Origin of the sequence: Calothrix sp. PCC 6303, from assembly GCF_000317435.1 — a bacterium.
Lineage (GTDB): Bacteria > Cyanobacteriota > Cyanobacteriia > Cyanobacteriales > Nostocaceae > PCC-6303.
Genome location: NC_019751.1, coordinates 1,362,150 through 1,381,486, shown reverse-complemented (window position 1 = coordinate 1,381,486; position 19,337 = coordinate 1,362,150). Strand labels below are relative to the sequence as shown.

Annotated in this window: 17 protein-coding genes; 2 read left to right on the top strand and 15 right to left on the bottom strand. The window is 39.7% G+C overall.

From position 1 onward, the window contains the following. Positions 1 to 35 precede the first annotated feature (35 nt). The 5 genes from CAL6303_RS05670 to CAL6303_RS28365 form a co-directional block, all read right to left on the bottom strand. Positions 36 to 1,655, bottom strand: coding sequence for an IS1182 family transposase (locus CAL6303_RS05670; RefSeq protein ID WP_015195906.1), 1,620 nt, complete (start codon positions 1,653 to 1,655; stop codon positions 36 to 38). A 177-nt stretch (positions 1,656 to 1,832) separates the two neighbouring features. After that, positions 1,833 to 2,630 carry a phosphonate ABC transporter, permease protein PhnE gene (phnE, locus tag CAL6303_RS05665; protein ID WP_015196888.1) on the bottom strand — a complete coding sequence of 266 codons (798 nt, stop codon included), beginning with the start codon at positions 2,628 to 2,630 and terminating at the stop codon, positions 1,833 to 1,835. Continuing rightward, entirely contained in the window at positions 2,627 to 3,373 is a 747-nt protein-coding gene (locus CAL6303_RS05660) for a phosphonate ABC transporter ATP-binding protein (protein WP_015196887.1), read from the bottom strand. The genes phnE and CAL6303_RS05660 overlap by 4 nt, the downstream gene beginning before the upstream one ends. 68 nt (positions 3,374 to 3,441) lie before the next feature. Further along, a complete protein-coding gene (locus CAL6303_RS05655; RefSeq protein WP_015196886.1) occupies positions 3,442 to 4,389 on the bottom strand; it encodes a phosphate/phosphite/phosphonate ABC transporter substrate-binding protein in 948 nt (315 codons plus the stop codon). Between the two features lie 644 nt (positions 4,390 to 5,033). Continuing rightward, entirely contained in the window at positions 5,034 to 6,080 is a 1,047-nt protein-coding gene (locus tag CAL6303_RS28365; RefSeq protein WP_015196885.1) for a hypothetical protein, read from the bottom strand. Between the two features lie 390 nt (positions 6,081 to 6,470). On the opposite strand from CAL6303_RS28365, the gene CAL6303_RS05645 reads away from it, so the two are divergent. Further along, a complete protein-coding gene (locus CAL6303_RS05645; RefSeq protein ID WP_015196884.1) occupies positions 6,471 to 7,076 on the top strand; it encodes a Uma2 family endonuclease in 606 nt (201 codons plus the stop codon). 74 nt (positions 7,077 to 7,150) lie between these two features. On the opposite strand, the gene CAL6303_RS05640 is transcribed toward CAL6303_RS05645, so the two are convergent. The 5 genes from CAL6303_RS05640 to CAL6303_RS05620 form a co-directional block, all read right to left on the bottom strand. Continuing rightward, positions 7,151 to 7,777 carry a type I restriction endonuclease gene (locus tag CAL6303_RS05640; RefSeq protein ID WP_015196883.1) on the bottom strand — a complete coding sequence of 209 codons (627 nt, stop codon included), beginning with the start codon at positions 7,775 to 7,777 and terminating at the stop codon, positions 7,151 to 7,153. 44 nt (positions 7,778 to 7,821) lie between these two features. Then, positions 7,822 to 8,112 (bottom strand): nucleotidyltransferase family protein, encoded by a 291-nt coding sequence (locus CAL6303_RS05635; RefSeq protein ID WP_015196882.1) that lies wholly within the window; start codon positions 8,110 to 8,112, stop codon positions 7,822 to 7,824. Between the two features lie 34 nt (positions 8,113 to 8,146). Further along, on the bottom strand, positions 8,147 to 8,599 hold the full coding sequence (locus tag CAL6303_RS05630; protein ID WP_015196881.1) for a clan AA aspartic protease: 453 nt from the start codon (positions 8,597 to 8,599) through the stop codon (positions 8,147 to 8,149). Positions 8,600 to 8,639: 40 nt separating this feature from the next. Continuing rightward, positions 8,640 to 12,851, bottom strand: a complete 4,212-nt coding sequence (locus CAL6303_RS05625; RefSeq protein ID WP_015196880.1) for a DEAD/DEAH box helicase — start codon at positions 12,849 to 12,851, stop codon at positions 8,640 to 8,642. A gap of 84 nt (positions 12,852 to 12,935) precedes the next feature. Further along, a complete protein-coding gene (locus CAL6303_RS05620; RefSeq protein WP_015196879.1) occupies positions 12,936 to 13,913 on the bottom strand; it encodes a phosphodiester glycosidase family protein in 978 nt (325 codons plus the stop codon). A gap of 103 nt (positions 13,914 to 14,016) precedes the next feature. Between CAL6303_RS05620 and CAL6303_RS05615 the strand changes: the two genes are divergently transcribed. Beyond that, positions 14,017 to 14,829, top strand: coding sequence for a pentapeptide repeat-containing protein (locus CAL6303_RS05615; protein WP_015196878.1), 813 nt, complete (start codon positions 14,017 to 14,019; stop codon positions 14,827 to 14,829). A gap of 101 nt (positions 14,830 to 14,930) precedes the next feature. Here the strand turns inward: CAL6303_RS05615 and CAL6303_RS05610 are convergent, their stop codons facing one another. The 5 genes from CAL6303_RS05610 to CAL6303_RS05590 form a co-directional block, all read right to left on the bottom strand. After that, complete coding sequence (locus tag CAL6303_RS05610; protein ID WP_015196877.1) at positions 14,931 to 15,527, bottom strand: (2Fe-2S) ferredoxin domain-containing protein; 597 nt, start codon at positions 15,525 to 15,527, stop codon at positions 14,931 to 14,933. Between the two features lie 451 nt (positions 15,528 to 15,978). Beyond that, positions 15,979 to 16,182, bottom strand: a complete 204-nt coding sequence (gene nifT / locus CAL6303_RS05605) for a putative nitrogen fixation protein NifT (RefSeq protein ID WP_015196876.1) — start codon at positions 16,180 to 16,182, stop codon at positions 15,979 to 15,981. A gap of 2 nt (positions 16,183 to 16,184) precedes the next feature. After that, positions 16,185 to 16,469: a nitrogen fixation protein NifZ gene (locus tag CAL6303_RS05600; RefSeq protein WP_015196875.1), complete on the bottom strand. Its 285-nt coding sequence runs from the start codon at positions 16,467 to 16,469 to the stop codon at positions 16,185 to 16,187. Beyond that, positions 16,453 to 17,589: a homocitrate synthase gene (gene nifV, locus CAL6303_RS05595; protein WP_015196874.1), complete on the bottom strand. Its 1,137-nt coding sequence runs from the start codon at positions 17,587 to 17,589 to the stop codon at positions 16,453 to 16,455. Before nifV ends, CAL6303_RS05600 begins: the two co-directional genes overlap by 17 nt. Before the next feature lie 410 nt (positions 17,590 to 17,999). Then, positions 18,000 to 18,203 (bottom strand): DUF2949 domain-containing protein, encoded by a 204-nt coding sequence (locus CAL6303_RS05590; RefSeq protein WP_015196873.1) that lies wholly within the window; start codon positions 18,201 to 18,203, stop codon positions 18,000 to 18,002. Between the last annotated feature and the right edge of the window lie 1,134 nt (positions 18,204 to 19,337).

Here is a 19,337-nt window from a genome sequence, read left to right as displayed (position 1 = left end):
CCTAGAGCACCAGTCCAGTAGAAGATATTGACAAATCAGGCAGAGTATGAATTATTAAAATTAGAAATTTCTTTATTATTAGTTTCAAACATACGAGCAAGAACGTGGAGATTATGAACAACAGCCATACGTCGAAGGTCAAAAAGGTTTTTGCGTAAGCCAATGTAGCGAGCTTTATCTCCTTGCCACTGACCAATATGAGCTAAACTATGCTCAACACTAACGCGCTCGCGGAGTTTCTCACGTCCACTCTGTGTAGTTTGACGTTCCCGTAGCTCTACAAGTAGAGACTCGTCAGGGTGAATAGAGATACTGCGACCTTGCTTACTCTCTGTACATTGAGAGCGTAAAGGACAGGTTTGACATTCGTGTTTGGGGAAGTGGACAACAGTCCCCTCATTAAAGGGTAAACTAACTCCATTGGGACAGCGAATGAAATGATTTTCCCAATCCAGAACAAAGGCATTTTTATCAAAAAAATTACCGTTGCGGACTTTCCATGCCTTGCAAATAATAGTCATATCAGGTGTGCGTTGTTTAACCCAATGACTAGCTAAATATGCACGGTCAATATGTAGCTCTTTGATGTCAAGAGTTGTTACGTTCTGGGCATTTAAGTCGAACTCAATTGCCATAGTTACAGATGCTTCTGGTTCGTTTGCTCTGGTAACACCAACAGCTCTTACCATTTGCAATTCTAAGTCTTTGAAAATATGACGTTTGTAACCATCAATTTTTTGGCTGCGACTTTTACGACCATGACGCATATCCTCATCCTCAATTGAAATGCGTCTATCTTTAGCAACACCTTTACGGAGCTTTGGGGAGCCATCAGATTTCTCCTCAACATCTTGTGATTCAATTTGCCTCGCATCTTCAATGCTCTTGTTGACTTGAGTGCTTGTTTTTTCATCCAAATCAGTTTTTTGTTTGACCCAAGACTCAACTGAGTCTAATGTTTGCAATATTGTAGATAGTGCAACATTACGAGCTTCCGGGTCATCCCAATCTAAATCTAAGGCAGCTTTCAGGCTCGTTCCCGTGATGATTTCTGCACCGATAGTCGCTGTAACGCCTGTAACACCAGAATCGTCCTGTTCATAATTCTGAGCTATTACGAATAATGCTTTCCTTAGTGCATGACCTAACAAATTATACGTGTCTTCCACACGTGCCGCTCCCCATAACGGGCTTGAATCTAAGGCTACTTTTAACGACTTCGGATTGTAACCTTCATGAAAATGTGCCATTTCAACTGTTTTCGCCACAATCCTCTGGTCAAGAGACTTTGACATCAAAAGCGCACGAAATCTAACTAGTGTCCCTTTGCCAAATGGAGCTTGTTCACAATCGAGACAATCTAAAACTAGCTGCCATCGCCTATCCATTTCAATCGCTTCTATTGCCTCGTCATCTGAAACCCCTGTATATGCTTGTAAAATTACTGCAAGTGCAAGTTGTGCTGGTGGTATTGGAGATAAACCAACACTACTGTCCTTGAATACCCTTGCTAACTCCGTTTGGAAGTCTGGGTCAAATAATTCGTGTCGTATTTGCCGCAAAAATACAAATAACTTTGCTTTGCGTATACGTTTCGCAACTTTTTCTTCTTTGCTTGACAGGGAGATTGGAGGTTCCCATATTAATGGACGCATAGTTTGCACTCCTCATACCTTATTCTCCTTATTCTCCTATAAATTAGCCTCTGCAAAAACTATGTATCTTGTCAACTACTTCTACTGGACTGGTGCTCTAGGAACCAGTCGATGACACAAAAACTGTATGAACAAAAAGCGTGAAAATCATATCAAACTTTAGACCCCTAAAGTTAGTTAAATTGCATCTAACTTTCTACGAATCAGACTACTCAAAAAATCGATAATTGTCACCACCACCAAAAGCACCAACATAAATGTCGTCGCTTTGTTATATTCAAACCCATCAATATAACTTTTCAACTCAAAACCAATACCACCTGCACCAACCACACCTAAAACCGAAGCCGCACGGATATTATATTCAAACATCCACAGCGTATAACCTAGGGCAAGTGGTAAAACTTGGGGCAAAATTCCGTATTGAGCAATTTGCCATCTAGAAGCACCAATTACTCGTAAAGATTCTATTGAACGTGGATTAACTGCTTCTATAGCCTGCTGATAAAATTTAGCAAGATAACCTATCGTATATATGGACAAAGCCAACGTACCCGCAGGTGCCCCTAATCCCGTTGCAGCAACGAATATTAAACCGAGAATTATTGATGGTACAGAACGAACTGTATTTTGTAAAAAATTCGCTAACCATTGCAGCCATATCGGTGCAACATTGCTAGAACTTGCGATGGCAATTGGTACTGATACAATAGCCCCAACTGTGGTTCCCCATAGAGACATTTGAATAGTCTGGACTAATGCTTTCCAAGCGTTTTCTAAAACATCGAAATTAGGTGGAAAAAAACGGGAGATAAAATCTGTAACGTAAAACCAAGCATTATTAAGTGTTTCAGTATTAATTCCTATGCCTTCAAGAGACCAAGTATAAATAATAACTAGTAAAAATATAATGGGGATGATTAATAAATTACTTAACCAGGAACGGTTTTTAGTTATTTTTGCTAGGTTTGTCATTGATATACAGTTTGGTTAAGTTGAGCAAATTCTGTAGGCAGGTTATCGCAAATGCCATCATAAATAATACACCCAGCATTGAGAACAATGGCACGTTGGGCAAACTCCATTGCCATACCCAAATCATGCAATACCGTCACAACTGTAATACCGCGATCGCTATTTAACTTTAACAGGGTTTCCATTACCTGTTTTGCTGCGACAACATCCAATCCAGTGATGGGTTCATCAGCAAGGAGAATTTGCGGTGATTGAATCAAAGCACGAGCAATGGCAACTCGTTGCTGTTGTCCACCACTAAGTAAGCTGGTTCTTTGATATGCTTGTTCGCGTAAATCCAGTTGCTGCAAAAGTTCTAATGCTAAATGTTGGTCTTTTTGCGGAAATCCCAATAGAGTTTGCCAAGGTTTTCGTACCCCTAAACGACCACACAAGACATTTTCAACGGCAGATAATTGGGGAATTAACCCACCACCTTGGAACAACATTCCAATTTGGCGGCGAATTTTTGGTAATGTGTGGGAGTTCATTGTGATCCCGTCAATACTAATATTTCCCTTCAGCAAAGGGACAAGTCCAACAAGCGATCGCAATAACGTAGACTTGCCTGCACCATTTAAACCCAACAAAACCACAAACTCACCACGTTGAATCTGGCAATTGACTCCGTTGATAATCGGTCGTTTGAGGGATTTAGAATAGATGCTTTCCAAATTCTGGCAATCAATTACAGTTTCATTCATTATTAAAATATTCCATGTAGAGACGACCCAGTGGGTCGTCTAATCCTTCACGAATCATCCGGTATTATTTACGGATCAATCCCAGCACGTTTGAGAGCATCACGAACAGGTGCCAAATGGCGGGTATGATCAACACGAACTAATTCATTAGAATTGTAAAGATTCCGCAGTAATGAGTTATTTGGCGATTGATTCAGCTTCAACATGGCATTGATTAACCGTTCACGCATAGGTGCTGGAACATCGTCATCAATCGCTATACCATGTGCGGGGACTCCTGGAATTTTGTAGAGAATTCGTAATTGAGCTTTTTCTTGACTGGTAATGTAGGGAGGAAATAGGGCATACTCTGATACTGTGGCAACTTCAGCTTGTCCACGTAACACAGCTTGTAGAGCCTTACTATAGTTACCACCATAGCTAACTTGACCAAAGAAATTGCCCAAGCGATCGCGGTTTTGCACCAACCCGGTTTTAACTAGTTCGCTGGTGGGGAAAATAAAACCTGAACCGGAAGTAGGAGAAGTGAAAGCAATTTTTCTACCACGTAACTGTTCCAGTGTGGCTTTACCCGTATTTTTCCCTTTCAGGGGACTATTGGCAGGAACTACAAAAACAGAATTGTAAGTGTATCTACCAGAGTAGTTATCCCGAACTTCCGCTAAATATAGCTTGGCATTTGCTAACTGCTCTGCCTTCAATGCTGGACGACTGCTCAAAAAAGCTACATCTGCACGATTTGCGCGCAATGCTTCAACTGCTGCGGTATCGTCACCCACTTGCGCTTTCACTGGCATTCCTAATTGTTTGGAAAGAAATGCAGCTACTGAATTGGCTTTATTTTGTAAGTCAGTGGAATCCGATCTGCTAGGAAATACTATTGTTAGACTCTTAGGATTTTGGGCTTGAGCTACAAGATTTGTTAATCCTTCCATTCCACCAACAGAAGCAAATATTCCTGTCAACGCTAATGTCGCAGCACCAGCTCCCAATATAACCTTCTGATTTCTTGACATTGATTAACGTTCCTTACTAAATTTTTGCATTAATATTGCAAATAAATATCAATATTACTAGTATAAATTCTTCAGTATTTTATTCCTAAAGTCAATACTTACAGTTAATTTACTTAGAAATGTGGATTAGAGGGCTTACGCAGTGATATAAAGTATTAAATATGACTTTGAAAAAGTACTCATAAGCTGTTCCGCACCTAGTAGCCTGTCAAAATAAAAATGACGGTTGTAGAGACGTAGCACTACTACGTCTCTACCGGATTGTGGATGTGTATATAACCGTCAAAATAAAATTGACAGACTACTAGTTTTAAAGGGTAATCTAAGGCAGCAAATGCTTTCAGACGCTAAATTATTAAATTTAGATGCGCGTCAGCTTAGTTATTCAGCAAGCCCTAAATAGGGTCTGCTGAAAAAAGCTACAAAGCGAATCTAGATGCCACACAGCTTAAATAATGGTGGTTTTAGAGGTTAGATCTAAAATTCACCCCGCGATTTTTCTCCAAAGTGCATGGTTTTTGAGCATCTAAATGCCATAACCTTGCACTTGTCTGGTTCAACAATGCTTAAAACCCTTGTTTGGCAAAGGTTATAGCTTTAATCAGCAAGCCCTAAATACTTGATTATTTGGCGAGACAAAATTTTTAGATAGTGCTGCATCCCCAGGGATTAGCTGGTTGATCGTTAATACTCACCCAATAGCGCTGATCTGATATCTTCAACATTTCTATTCCTGAAGCATCTGCCCAAAAATCCCATCCGGCAATGCCAGCTTCTCGATCACCATCATGAAATTCTGCCATCCGAAAACCATCCTCCCCCAAAACCTTTAACCCTTGTAATCGACATTGGAGATCGGCGACCATTTGAGAACTTAATGATTTGCCTTGCACATCAGGAACCACAATTACTTTCCCACCAGACCAAGTACCTCTCATTGCCCCGCCATTTGTCATTGTTGAACTCTGAAGTCCCGCTGGTTTCGGTAGACCCATTTTTTTGATGCAAAGCATTGGTAAGACTAGCTTAACGTCAGTATCTCCGCTGTAGGGATTGGTAACAGCATCCGCACCAAATAAAGCATAGGGCTTGCCATCGAGAATGGTTATATTGAGTATGCTCCATGTCATGGCTTTCTGTTGAGATTGCACCTTAACTTCCTCAGTTACGGCGGGGGGAATCGGTGTAGAATGAAACAAGGGACGAGGTTCATCCACCAGGGACACAAGACGCAGGTTGATTGTCACAAAATCCTCTGGCGCGTATTCAAGGGCTTCAACTGTGATAAATTCTTGCTCGCTATGACCAGATAAACCTGTACCTCCAGCCATAAAAGAACGAGAAGCGGACGGCGCTGATTTTAAATATATCTGCTCTGGCTTGAACAAAACGCGAATTAACCCAGTGCTACTGTTTTGACTGATACCAGCTTTAAGGGCTTCTGGGGTACCAACTTGATAAAAGGTGAACCTACCATGATCGTGTACGGGTCGCTCAATCCGTGCTGTGCTATTGCAGTTGATTCTCCAGATACCGACTAGCTGCTCATCAAGATAAACCTCAGCGTCACAGCATCGATGGGATTCATTCTGAAGCAAGATTGTGTATTGTGTACCATGCTTCATTTGAACGTAACCATCTGCTGTTTCCTTACCTTCTGATATGGTGACGGAAAATCCATTGAGTTTCATATTTTTGCTCTGCTATAGCGTTTTAGTTGTAGGGGAACCGTACTCAAAGATGGCAAAAGGTTAAATTAAGTATTGGTATATATCTGTATAATTATAGTTATTTGCTCGTATAAATAATACATCTTTAACTAATGTGGTTACTTGTGCCGTTTTTGTAAATCTTGGCTAAAGATGATTTTGCCTCTACTCCCCTGCTGTCTTCATAACACCTCGTGGGGTGCAGGAAACTCAGTTTTAATCTTGCTGAATTTGACAACTTTGACTTTTATTTTGACGGTTATGTACAAATCCAGAATCCAGTAGAGAAGGGGCTTCCAGTCTTGGTTTTACAATACTAATGATAGAATAGAAGGTGCCATAATCTAGCTCCCGAAGATATTTGGAGGTTATATGACAACTACCACAGATCCTAAATCATCTGTTAACAATTTGCTGCTAAATGTTACAAATGCAAAGCTAACTGTAACGTCAGAGTATTTTGATCAACTTTGCATTGATAACCCAGATCTACGGCTTGAATTAACTAAGGATAGAGAATTAATTGTTATGGCTCCAACGGGTGGTGAAAGTGGTAGAAGAAATCTTGACTTAGCCACCGATGTTAATATTTGGAATCGACAAACTAATCTAGGGGAAGCATTTGACTCATCAACGGGCTATGATTTCACAGCGTTTGGCGGTGGGAAGCTATCACCAGATGTTTCTTGGATTGAGAAGTCTCGGTTGGAGGGGGTAGAAATTGTCGGGTTTATTCCCATTGTCCCTGATTTTGTAATTGAATTGCGTTCGGCGACAGACAATTTGAAATCGTTGCAGGAGAAGATGTTGGAATATCAACGGTTGGGGGTGAGGTTGGGGTTGCTGATTAATCCAAAAAATCAGCAGGTGGAGATCTATCGACTAGGAGCAGCGACGGAGATATTGGAGTCGCCTGATTCCATCGATTGTGGTGAGGTGATGCCAGGTTTTGTGTTGAGTATGAGCAGAATTTGGTAATGTTAAGATTGACTCAACGCTCATCCTTAAACTCACAATATTATCATTCAATTTATTAGGTTCTAAATAGTTGATTATTTGCTAATTAAATCCGATATTTTATTTAAAATACTTGCCACCCCATACAAATCATTATGCCGTCTTTGTAATGTGAATAAATCGGAAAAGCTGTATTCGGGTGTTGGTTGAACTTGCAGTTTGATAAAACGGAATTCGCTACCATTAGTGACTAAGCTATATGCAGGAATTTGGGGAGTTGGGGTTGCCATCATATAGGTTAAGGCTTGGGGAATGGCTTCGATTAAGGAAAATCCTGCTTCTTTTGATTCAATTACTAACACCCATAAAAGTTCTTGGAGAACTAAGATATCAATTCTGCCGCGAACTTCTTCGTCATCTTTTTCTAATGCGATTTTAATGGGATTTTCTGTACGCAGCCGAAATGGTGGACTGTAAAAACCTGCTAGAGATAGTAGAGGAGATATAACAACCAATTTCACTACTTCCTCAGACATGGGATATTTACTGAGGTAGAGAAAATTACTTTTTATTTTGTCTAGGGTTTGTTTTTCAGTTTCGCTTAATTCGGGTAAATCATTTTGCCATTCAGGGAAGAAGCTTAAATCTAAGTTTTCCTGGAGGTTAAATTTTTGTTCGACTTCCCCTAAGCTTAATTCGCTAGCTTGGATTGTTTGTACCATGTTATTTTTGGAGAAATCAAATATCTTCTAAATATAATTTGAGATTACGTGACATAAATGATATCTCGCTCTACATTTTCTCGAATTTGAGGTTTTAATGCCTTCCAAGTAACTAAATCTACCCGACTTCCCAATTGTTCCTCTAAATATAATTTCACGTCCATGTAACGATCGAAAGTAATGGGAGGTTCTAAATCAATTAAGATATCTACATCGCTATCATCTCTTGCTTCATTTCTGGCAACAGAACCAAATAAAGCCAGGGAACGAACACCCAATTTTTTTAAATTTGTTAATAGACTCTTTAAGCTGGCAATGACATCTTCACGCTGCATAAAATTTATCTCTCCAAATAAGTTGTAAATTACATTAAATACGCAATATTGAATGTTCTGGATGTTCTGGATTTGGAATCAAACGTTGATTTTTACAGTCTACTAATAAGTCTAGTGTTTCTAAAACAGTTTGACCAATTAAAATTTCATCGCCAGTGACTAATGTCGCTTCTGTTGTTTCCCTTCCGGCGATTTCAATGATTACGGGTGTAGTTAATCCGACATTTTCTTGTCTGCCGTCTGCATATTTAGCCATTTGTTGACTACGAATTCTCAAACCTAGATACTGGACAATTTCCATTGGAATCACGGTACGTACAGCACCCGTATCTACTAGTGCTTCTGCTTCATAAAAACGTAATTGATTGGGATTAAGTAACCCTCGACTAACTAGTTCTTCATCAATAGAATTGGTTAACTTAACCTTGACCCTAACTTCCCCCATATCTTCATTTTTCACATGTTGCAATCGATTAAATTCAAGCATTTTTATCACCTCATTTCACTAATTAGATTATTCTCAAAATCTAAACTCCCATCAATTTCAAGAGTACATCTGTAGACATTTTGCCGCTGATGTCTGCACCTTCTAATAAACTATCTGCCAAGTCTCTTTTATGCTTGTGTAGATCGACAATCTTATCTTCGATGGTATTTTTTGCTACTAACCGATAAATTGTCACTGGGCGTTGCTGCCCGATGCGGTGAGCGCGATCGCTTGCTTGATCTTCTACGGCTGGATTCCACCAGGGATCCATGTGTATTACATAATCGGCAGCGGTGAGATTTAGCCCTGTACCCCCGGCTTTGAGGCTAATTAGGAATACGTCGCCTTCTCCACCTTGGAAGGCATCGACACGCTTTTTTCGTTCGGCTGCGGGGGTGCTGCCATCTAAGTATTGATACTTAATATTTTGATCTTCGAGGTAGTTTTTAATGATGTGGAGGTGGTCAACAAATTGACTAAATACCAAAGCTTTGTGGCGGTTTTCTAATAAATCCCCTAATACTTCCCCAAACAATTGTAATTTGGAACTGGGTAAATCGCTTTCTGCCATTACTAAACGAGAATTACAGCAAGCGCGACGCAACCGCATAATTTCCGCCAGTACCTGGAGGTGCTTTTGTCCGGCTGTGGAATCGCTGTCGCTGAGTTTAGCGATCGCTTCTCGGCGCAAAGCCTCGTAAAATGCGGTTTCTTCTTTACTTAGTTCCACATGTAACAAAATTTCGGTGCGGGAAGGTAATTCTTGGAGTACCTCATTTTTGATTCTTCGCAGTAGGAAGGGTTGCACCAGTTTTTTGAGTTTGGTTCTAGCTGCTTTATCTTGGTATTTCTCGATGGGGACGGCAAATTTTTGGTTGAAGCTGTCGAAGGAACCCAGTAAACCGGGGTTGATGAAGCGGAATAAGTTCCACAGTTCTCCCAGATGGTTTTCGATGGGGGTTCCGGTGGTGATTAATTTAAACCCAGCTTTGAGATTCATCGCCGCTTGGGAACGTTTGGTAGTCATATTTTTGATGGCTTGTGCCTCATCCAGGACAATGGTTTGCCATTCGATTTGTGCCAGCATTTGGGCAACTTCTTCCTGTTGCAACAAGCCGTAACTACACACCACCATATCGAAAGGTTGGAGTTCGTCGAGGGTTTTTTGGCGGTTGCCGCTACCAAATTGGATGATATTTAAAGTGGGGGCAAATTTTTCGGCTTCGCTGACCCAGTTGCTACAAACGGAGGTGGGAGCGATAATTAAAGTGGCTCCATTTTGAGCGCGGGTGAGGATAACACCTAAAGCTTGGACAGTTTTTCCTAGTCCCATTTGATCTGCTAAACAAGCACCCACACCCCAATGTGATAATCTTGCCATCCAGTTAAAGCCTTCGGTTTGATATTCCCGCAGTTCGGCTTGGAAGGTGGAGGGGATTTCTGGTTGGTAATCTCGCGCTTCCTTCAACCGCTTGATATGTTCCTTCCAATGTTTATCTGCCTTGAATTTGCCCACCTCATCCACAAAATCCTCTAATCCGAAAGTCGCTAGGGGATGGAACCGCATTCCCTTCCCATTGCTTTCCGAATACATCCGTAATTCATCTAGACGTTTGCGGAAAGCTTCCGTCAATGCCACGAATTTGCCATCACCTAGGGGGATAAACCTACTGGGGGTGCGTTCTAGCAATTCCATCAAATTCTGCATGTCCAGCACCAAACTGTCATCTAGTTTCAATTCTCCACTCGCTGCAAACCAATCCTGTTGCCGTTGGATATTCAAACTGAAGTTCTTCAAATCTGCTTGGTGAGAGACGCGGAATTTTTCACCTTCGGGATGTTCAATAATTACCGTATCCCCCAAAGCTTGGAGTTGTAGGAGTAATTCCAAGCAGTCTTCTGGTTCCGGGATTTGCCATTCCCCATTTTCTTCCTCGATTTTACTCAATGTGGGACAGGACGCGATCGCATTCTGCGTCAACTGCTTTTCTTCTCGTAAGTTCCGCTTCGTTTGCAGTCGTTTCCCTGCTATCTCGGCAATTACCGTCTCTCCTCCACTTCCAGGACGGAAATAAGAACCCCCACTCCCAAAAGGGCAGGATAAAAAGGTAATTTTCAACCCATCTGCTAGGGGTAAAAGGTGAACATGGGGAATACTTTGGGCTGGTACTTCCTCTGCACCTGCCATTTCTCCACCAATATCAGAATGGACGGTGACGATACCGGAAACTGCATTAATGGCAGCGAGAACTTGTTTCTCTGCAATTGCGGGGATTTGAAGTTTGTTCTTCTTACCGAGAATTTCGGCGATGCGGCGATGTTCAGAGGTGACTTCAATTACTTTGATACGGGTGGGGGTTTGTTTAATGGTGAGAATTTTGTCCTCTTCTTTAAGTTTGGGAGAAAATTCCAAGGTTAATTTTCCCTGCTTGGTTTTTTTGACGATTAATTCCGGTTCTCCCTTCACAATTTCCACCCTAGTTCCCTTAGTATCTTCCAAAAATACTAGGGGATGTCCGATGAGGGCGCAAATTACCTTAGAGTTGAAGCGATAATCACCTTTGCCGTAGTAGTAAGTGTCATAACTAACTTCAACGCAGCTACAAATCCGTAAATCTTGGGGAGTCAAATAGTCAAACTCTCCCGCCTCCCGCAACCGTTTGAGGGCGATGGGACGACCTTTACTCCATTCTCCCTTTTTATTAATTTTTTGTTCTTTCGCCTGGAGAGTGTAGCTATTATTACTACCAAGCGTCAAAAACCATGCCATCCGATTTTCGCTTTGGATTTGAATCTTAGTCGGTTCCTTATTCAAATTCGCCAAAGCTGTCAAGCATTGTTCCCATTCCTCCACAGGCTTAATTACATCCACAATACTGCTAGTTATCCCAATATCTTCCCGGAGAATTTCCGCTTGGGTATCATAACTACTTTCCGATTTCATCCTTGCCAGTAATTCAGCCGCTTCCATCCCCAACCAGTGGTAGCCTGATGACACAGCATTTTTGTAATAAACCTCTAATAAATCTGAGAGAATTTCGGCACCATCCATATCCACCCAGTAATAGCAAAGAACGTAAAGTAGCACCTCTAAACTATGAGTTTCCCCAGGAAATAAAATATTACCTTCCTGAATAAACCTTTTTTGGGTAACATCCCCGGTATGAACTTGTAGTAATACCTTCAAATAGTAATAAACCATTCTCAACCAATGGTCAGACTGGCGAGCCAACCGGGTAGTATGTTCTAAAGCCTCCTGTAAGGATTTGGGTGAACCCTCCTTAATCAAAGCCAGAATATAAAACACACCACCAGTTGTACTAAAATAAACTGTGCGTTTCCCCGCAGCTTTCCTGAGTTCTGCCAACCCCTGAGTGAAATATGTTGTTGCTCTTGCGTTTTCACCCTGTAAAAAGCACAACCATCCCCAATAGGGAGAAGTGTGATATGTATTCCCCGGTAAAGACTCCAAAATTTCCTGTGCTTCGTCAACACAACCCCGTAACAGGAGTTGTTCTGTCAACATCAAACCCAACAGTTCGGAAGAATGATTACCGGAAGCATCCAAAAAGTTTTCTTGAAGGGTAGCAAAAGCCTCATCCGCAGGCACCAAATGATGGGATGAATATCTTAAAATCATCCACATACAATTGTCATACAAATTATCTGGTAGGCTGGAAATCCACTCCCCATCGAAGGGATTATTGCATACATCTAATAAAATTTCTTCCAGGGATAACTGATTACCCCGGTAGCTAAATTTTTCATAATCTTCAACATGCTTGTTAACAGCATCAGCATCGTGGGAATACAAAGCAATCCGCACTTCTCGAATAAACTGCTGATCATTTTGAAAATTCCGAGCACCATTGTGTGCAAAGGTTCTAACAGGTTGCCCTAAATCCACCGCTTTTGCATACTCAGCAAAATTCCCAGATTTCACCGCATCCCTGGTGGCTATCTCCATCAACAAACTATGACAGCGATAATAGTGCTGTTTGCTTTCCTTCACTATCAAGCCATTTTCAATGAGGCGATTGGTATATGATAGTAGGCTTTGACTAGTAAATATCCTATTTTTTCCATCGTAAATTTCCGCCCGTTCCAAACAACTCACCAAAGAAATAACAGTAAACGGCTCATAAATAATTGAACACAACTGTATAATTTTTTGCTCTAATTGTGATTGCTGGCGGTATTTATCCGCAAGTTGTGCCTGTAGTTTTTGGTTAACAACCTCAAAAGTCATCATGGCGGCAACAGGTATTACTTATAGTTAGTACTGAACTTAGATATTACCAGTTATGTGATGCTTTCTAGCAATTATTAAAGTGAATTATTCAGCATAAAAACCTAAATGGTTAGCGACAGGACGATCGCGCATTGGTAATTTAGTGTGGATAACTGCGTTTAATAGCTTCACTCCATTATTTTCATTGGCAATAGCCAGAGTTGTGGAACCACCCCCATCTAAATTTAGAGCGCTATACACACCCAAATCCACAAATAGTTTTGTCAATTCCGCTTTAGTCATCCCTTCGCTATATAAGGGTTGCTTGCCATCAACTAATACCAACCATAATTTTTTTCCTTCTTTATCTATGCCAACAGCAGCACGGGAATAAGGTTTATCTTTTTTCAAATCTTCTTCTTTTGGTTCTTTCTTTTTGAACTCATATTTTTGGAGATAAAAGCTATTTTTAACTTGATTTTGGAATATTAATACTTCTTCACCTGCTATTCCATGAACCGTACCCTGAGGACAATTTATACTTCCGGTAATTTGCACCCGATTATTCGGAGCAAAACATAAAACATGCCAGTTTTTCTCTGGTTCAGAATAGATTTTGCCATTGGAAATTAATTGCCCCAGGACAAAAGTCTGCTCACTGCTGCGGGGATAGAAATCCCAAGGTGTAGTTTCTTTAAATGGATGAAAGTAGCTACCATTTATCGCTATTTGTAATTTATGCTTAGTTAAAAATTCTGGAACAGTTTGGGCAATTGTTTCACTACTACCATCCTCAACTCCTGGTGTAACAAAAGGCTTGATTTTGGGTTTCGTCAAGTCGATAGTAACAATATGAATTAATAAAGGACGTGGAGTTGATTTAGCAGAACGCTGATAAACAACACCTGGAAATAGCTCTTGTTTTTCATCAATGCGATGAGGGCGCAGAAAATGCAACCAATTATAATAAATTAATGGGAAAGCAAGTAAAATGCCTCCAGCAATGGTCAAGTATTTTTGTGTTTGGGAATATTGATTTAGATAGATATCTAAATGGCTACGTAAATTATTGAGTAAAAGCATTATTCGATTGTACGATTTTTTGCTGTTATTAATTTTCTTTTGTTTGTGAAAAAATCAACACCTGATATATTTAGAGATTATAACTTTTGCTTGAGCCAATTTTATGAATCAACAAGATCGTAACTTTGTTGATAGTAACTTACAAAACCGTTCCTTTCAAGGACTCGACCTACAGGGTGCAGATTTTCGAGGTGCGGATATTCGAGGCTGTAATTTCAGTTACGCACAGTTACAGGGGGCTAATTTTTTAGGAGCGAAAATTGGTCGCAGTCCGAAACTAACAATCATATTAATAGTAGTTGCTGTATTTGTTGCCATCATAAACTTTGTAGCCATTTCTCAAATGAGTTTTGGTGTTGTGGAGAAGACACCAGAGGATACCACTTGGTCGTTTAAAATTGCTTTATTCGTCAGCTTGGCACTAGCCGGATTGAGTAGTGGAATTGCCAGCTTTCTCCAAAATAGTTCAATCTGGCAACGATTAATGAAAATTACCTCCGGTGCCGCATCCGCAGCATTATTGGGTTTTTACTATGGTGGTAGCAGCACAGGCAACAATCCTCAACTAGCGATCGCATCCGCAGCAATAGCCGCTATAATCTCTGCGGTTATCTGTTTTGTGTTTGCTTCCCCATCTCAAGGTTTTTATGGGAAAATTATGGGAAATACTCTCACAAACATTGCGATCGCCATGGCTGGATCGATCAATAATTATGGATTGGCATTTTTAATTAGTAGTTTATCAGCCATTTATTTAAGTTCGGGAAATTTGCTACTGGGAATATTTTATACAATTCTGGCTTTGATTATGGTTGGAATGAGTTTGTTGTGTTTTACTCAAGTTATTAAACAAATTAATAGCGTTACTATAACGTCATTTCAACATGCAAATTTATTAGATGCAAAATTCGACTAAACAATATTCAGTAGTAAGTTAGGAAAATTACTGGTTCCCAGCTACAGCCTAGGAACCAGAAAAAGGCAGCACAAAAACCAAAAAATCCAAGAATCAGCAGCCTAACTTAAATGGTCTTCCAGCAAAGACGCGATCGCATCCGGCTTGATTTGGGTATATTTCTTTCTTCCCATCTGCACCACGCAATTGGGAGCCTTAGAACAACGTTTCATACAGCCTGTGGTGGTAATCTTCACATGCTCATGCAAACCGCGATCGCCTAAAGTCTTTTCTATTTTTGACAACAGGTGTTTACCTCCCCGTTTCCAACACCCAGATTTTTGACAAACCATAATTCTGGCTTTTGGTAAACACTTGCTGGCAGTAGTTTCTACTAATGATACTGGAGTTGCTGTGATGGGACATACAGCCAGTGGCATCACTTCATACGCTTTCAATTTAATTGCATTTTTTCGAGGCGAAAATTTGCTCAATCCAATAACACGAATTGGTACCCCAGGAACCAAAGACAAACCAAGTTCCTTACGTAACTCTTTAGGCAATTTGATTTCTAAACTTCCCACCGCAGAGGATGCAATTGTATTGGATTTTGATAATGATAATTGCAGATACTTGAATTTCTTGTGACTACGATCAACAAAACCCAGAAATTCGCCTTCTAAGTTAAACTCTGATAGCTTCAGGTAATTTTTACCCATTTTATTTTTCATCCAGGGGGTGGGTGTTTTTTCGGCAATTATAGATTGTCTTATTTGTGAAAATATTTAGCTATTTCCCAATAGATACATGACTTCTGACTACTTAAATCTGGAAGTTTCCAGAATTGTCAACTATGTAAGGATTCCCAAAGACCTAATATAATTTACGCCCAGCCCCATGATTTAGTTACCAGGTATCAGAGATTAGTTGGATTCAAATTACCCCTAATTACTGCTAACTATTAAATATGATTAGCACAATTCCAGCATATTTATGACAATAGCTGAAACTCTATAGAGACGTGACATATCAAATCTCTCTTTGCATTTGTGCTGTATCAATTTGGTAGTGTGCCACCCTGTAAAATTATTCTGCCTGATGATGCTAACTAAAAGGCACAAATAAACAGAAATACATTCCTAAACAAACTATTCAAGCTTAGGTTTATTCCTATGATATTCTTTTAGCTTCGTGGGTTTTTGGCAATTTTAGAGGATCTTCCAAATCGTTAAATTCCAATTCCCAGCCGTTTGCCAAAGTAAAAATTTTACCTGCTTCTGAATCAGCTTGCTTAACAACTTCCTCCTCCAAATCTTTCTTGGGAACGTAAACTGTTAAATTTCCTGTGCTATTTTTACGTAGCATTACTTTCATGATTAATCCTTATATTGGTCAGGGTTTTTTTGAATAAGTTCAAGTTCTTTTTTTCGACAACCAATTACAAATCCTGACTCCAGAAAATGTACTGCGTAGATGTAAGAACTCTGTAAAAATGTGCCAATACTGACGACATAACCAATTTCACCTTTATCAGCAAGAACCTTGCCAATTTCTTGACCGGGAAATGTGCCGTCATTCTTCAGCAATTTACGAGTTCTAACTTTATCGCCCATATTGAAAGCGGGTGGCGAATATAATTCCATCTCATCGGATTGTGACATGGGAATACCTCTGCTCTAGTACCAAATTCAAAAGTTCTTGGGTAGTTAAACTACGTTTTTTCTGGGTTGACTCGCGTCGCACCGCATCCAAAACTGATTGAGTTTCTTCACGATTGAGAACAATTCCATGTTGTTGTAACAAACTGGATAGTAGATGACGACCAGAATGTTTACCAACTACCAATTTTCGTTCCCAACCCACTTCTTCTGGTGCGAATGGCTCGTAAGTTGTGGGGTTTTGCATGACACCGTGGGCATGGATTCCTGATTCATGAGCGAAGGTATTTTCACCCACGATTGCTTTCCAAGGTGGAACACTACTACCAGATGCAGCAGCTACCAAACGGGAAAGTTCTAGTAATTTGGGAGTATGAATACCCAAATCAACACCATGCAAGCGTTTTAATGCCATGACTACCTCTTCCAAGGCAGCATTTCCCGCACGTTCACCTAGTCCATTAACAGTGGTATTTACCGATGTTGCACCAGCTTTCAACCCTGCCAAAGCGTTGGCAGTTGCCAAGCCAAAATCGTTGTGTGTATGGATTTCCACAGGTATCTGTAATCCAGTCACTAGTTTTTTGACTTGTGTGTAGGTGGTAAAGGGATCGAGAACCCCCACTGTGTCACAGAAGCGAAACCTTGATGCACCCCATTCTTGGGCATATTGGGTAACATCTTGGAGAAAGCACTCATCTGCCCTAGAAGAATCCTCCCCACCAACAGCAACCCAAAGTCCCTGATCAACAGCAAAGCTGATACTGTCTTTGAGTTGTTGTAGTGTAACTCGCCATTGTCCATGGAACTTGGCAGCGATTTGAATGCCGGAAACAGGTATGGAAATATGAACGCGTCGAAGTCCGCAAGCTATGGAAGCTTGGATATCGGAGATGATAGCGCGGTTCCATCCCAGCAGTCTGGCAGACAAACCTAAGTCAGAAATGGTGGCAATAGCGCGCATTTCTTCCTCACCCATTGCCGGGATACCAACTTCCAACTCATGTACACCGATGGCATCGAGGAATTGTGCGATCGCTACTTTCTCTTGTAAGTTAAAAGCAACTCCTGCTGCCTGCTCACCATCGCGTAATGTTGTGTCATTAATTAGGATTTGGTTCATCTCGAAAATATCCCCAGAGAAGTGTTCGCTATCTCCTTTTTGGGTAAAGTCCCTCAGTTTTTGGGTAATTATGGCTTTGACTGTTAAGGAAATTAAAATTAAGAGCTAGATTTTGACCATGTATTTCAGATACCAGTATTTCTGAAAATCATTTTTATCTAATTCTTATTTGTGAATTTGCAACCCCTATTTACTTTTACCAGTTAGCCTAAATTCATCTGTATAGTAGAAAACGATAAATCATATTATTTAAAAATTATTTTTACTGAAACAACTGGCACTTTTACCGAATAATAACCCTGAAGAGACTTATCAATTATGGTATGGAAGTGTTCAAATTAACTATACACATCCCAAGTAATTGATGGATAATACTTAGTATTTGCATAGGTCATATTCTGCAAAAATACTTAACAACTTATTTGGTTTTCTAACCAATCAAATATTCTTTCTAACTGTTCAATATTTACCAAACCATATTCCCACAACAGCATGGGCAAAGGTGCATTCTCTAACTCCGGATGTCTCAATGCTACTGATATATCGGTTGTTGAAAGGTTAAGCTCACTTTCCAAAAAATGAATAAAATCTGTATTTTTTTGACGTTTAATCATACTCAAGATTCAGTTTATTTACTAAAATCGGTGATTGACTTTCCAAATCATTATGTTTTCCCTAGTTTTAGATAATCTTTTTTACTCGGTTGACAAATATAGCAGGTTATATGACAAATGTCTGTAGCCCATGTTATGCTTGCGTCACTATATATTGATTATGAGTAATGCCAGGTTTCATACAGACTGAAAACAAACCCAAATGCAGATTTATAATCTATCTTGCCTTTGAGTTTGAATTTATCATCTAGTTACAATCATGGCAATAAATATTACCTAGGTAGATAGAAGACTATCTGCCGCTATTATGCTTATAGCAGCTAATACTAAAGTTCTCCCCTCAGTGAGTGACGATTAAATTAATTAAATTTATTAAGGATGTACTCAAGCATCTTCAAGCTAGATAAAACAAGAGTTACAACTTTATATTGGGAGGAGGTACGAGTATTTTAGGATTGATGCACTAGTATTTTAGAAGCAACAAACTGAATATTTATGTACTCATCTGCATCTTTGATATCCCAGATGCTCAGAGAAAAATATAAAAAAGTCGTTGTACTCAAATTTTTGATGCAGGGTATATTACAACGATGTTTCTGTGATGAATTACAAATAGTGATGCTTGCCTGAAAAACTTTAGCGTTATGCAAAATCACGACTTACAGAGGTGTCGCTAGAAGTCTGAGTACAGCGTAACCAAGAAAAACTCGGTTTCTTATATAGGACTGATATTTGATTTATCAAACACACCCTACATATACTTAAATTTTTAAATGCAAACCACAGGCTACCTAGGCTAACAATAATCAAATAGGTTTCTTATAGTATAGTTATAAACTTATAATAATATTATTTTTTTAAGCTTGTTTTCATGAATTTAATTTAGATAAATTGAGCAATCAATCAACACTTAAAAGGTTGGAATAAATACAAAAAGCATAATTCCATAAGTTGGGGCTAATACTTATTTTGATGTTTTTTGGCGAGAAGCAGCAATTAGTAATGGGAAGTGACCTATTATTTTCAAGTTATAGACTTCTTTGCCTAAATCATCTTTCAAGATACTCATTACTCATTTTTTAATATTGGCATCTTCCTATAGATTATATATCTTCAAAAACTAATTAATAAATT

Coding starts and splice junctions, on each gene's coding strand:
- CAL6303_RS05670 (WP_015195906.1), bottom strand. CDS start 1,655: ATGCGTCCATTAATATGGGAACCTCCAATCTCCCTGTCAAGCAAAGAA.
- phnE (WP_015196888.1), bottom strand. CDS start 2,630: ATGACAAACCTAGCAAAAATAACTAAAAACCGTTCCTGGTTAAGTAAT.
- CAL6303_RS05660 (WP_015196887.1), bottom strand. CDS start 3,373: ATGAATGAAACTGTAATTGATTGCCAGAATTTGGAAAGCATCTATTCT.
- CAL6303_RS05655 (WP_015196886.1), bottom strand. CDS start 4,389: ATGTCAAGAAATCAGAAGGTTATATTGGGAGCTGGTGCTGCGACATTA.
- CAL6303_RS28365 (WP_015196885.1), bottom strand. CDS start 6,080: ATGAAACTCAATGGATTTTCCGTCACCATATCAGAAGGTAAGGAAACA.
- CAL6303_RS05645 (WP_015196884.1), top strand. CDS start 6,471: ATGACAACTACCACAGATCCTAAATCATCTGTTAACAATTTGCTGCTA.
- CAL6303_RS05640 (WP_015196883.1), bottom strand. CDS start 7,777: ATGGTACAAACAATCCAAGCTAGCGAATTAAGCTTAGGGGAAGTCGAA.
- CAL6303_RS05635 (WP_015196882.1), bottom strand. CDS start 8,112: ATGCAGCGTGAAGATGTCATTGCCAGCTTAAAGAGTCTATTAACAAAT.
- CAL6303_RS05630 (WP_015196881.1), bottom strand. CDS start 8,599: ATGCTTGAATTTAATCGATTGCAACATGTGAAAAATGAAGATATGGGG.
- CAL6303_RS05625 (WP_015196880.1), bottom strand. CDS start 12,851: ATGATGACTTTTGAGGTTGTTAACCAAAAACTACAGGCACAACTTGCG.
- CAL6303_RS05620 (WP_015196879.1), bottom strand. CDS start 13,913: ATGCTTTTACTCAATAATTTACGTAGCCATTTAGATATCTATCTAAAT.
- CAL6303_RS05615 (WP_015196878.1), top strand. CDS start 14,017: ATGAATCAACAAGATCGTAACTTTGTTGATAGTAACTTACAAAACCGT.
- CAL6303_RS05610 (WP_015196877.1), bottom strand. CDS start 15,527: ATGGGTAAAAATTACCTGAAGCTATCAGAGTTTAACTTAGAAGGCGAA.
- nifT (WP_015196876.1), bottom strand. CDS start 16,182: ATGAAAGTAATGCTACGTAAAAATAGCACAGGAAATTTAACAGTTTAC.
- CAL6303_RS05600 (WP_015196875.1), bottom strand. CDS start 16,469: ATGTCACAATCCGATGAGATGGAATTATATTCGCCACCCGCTTTCAAT.
- nifV (WP_015196874.1), bottom strand. CDS start 17,589: ATGAACCAAATCCTAATTAATGACACAACATTACGCGATGGTGAGCAG.
- CAL6303_RS05590 (WP_015196873.1), bottom strand. CDS start 18,203: ATGATTAAACGTCAAAAAAATACAGATTTTATTCATTTTTTGGAAAGT.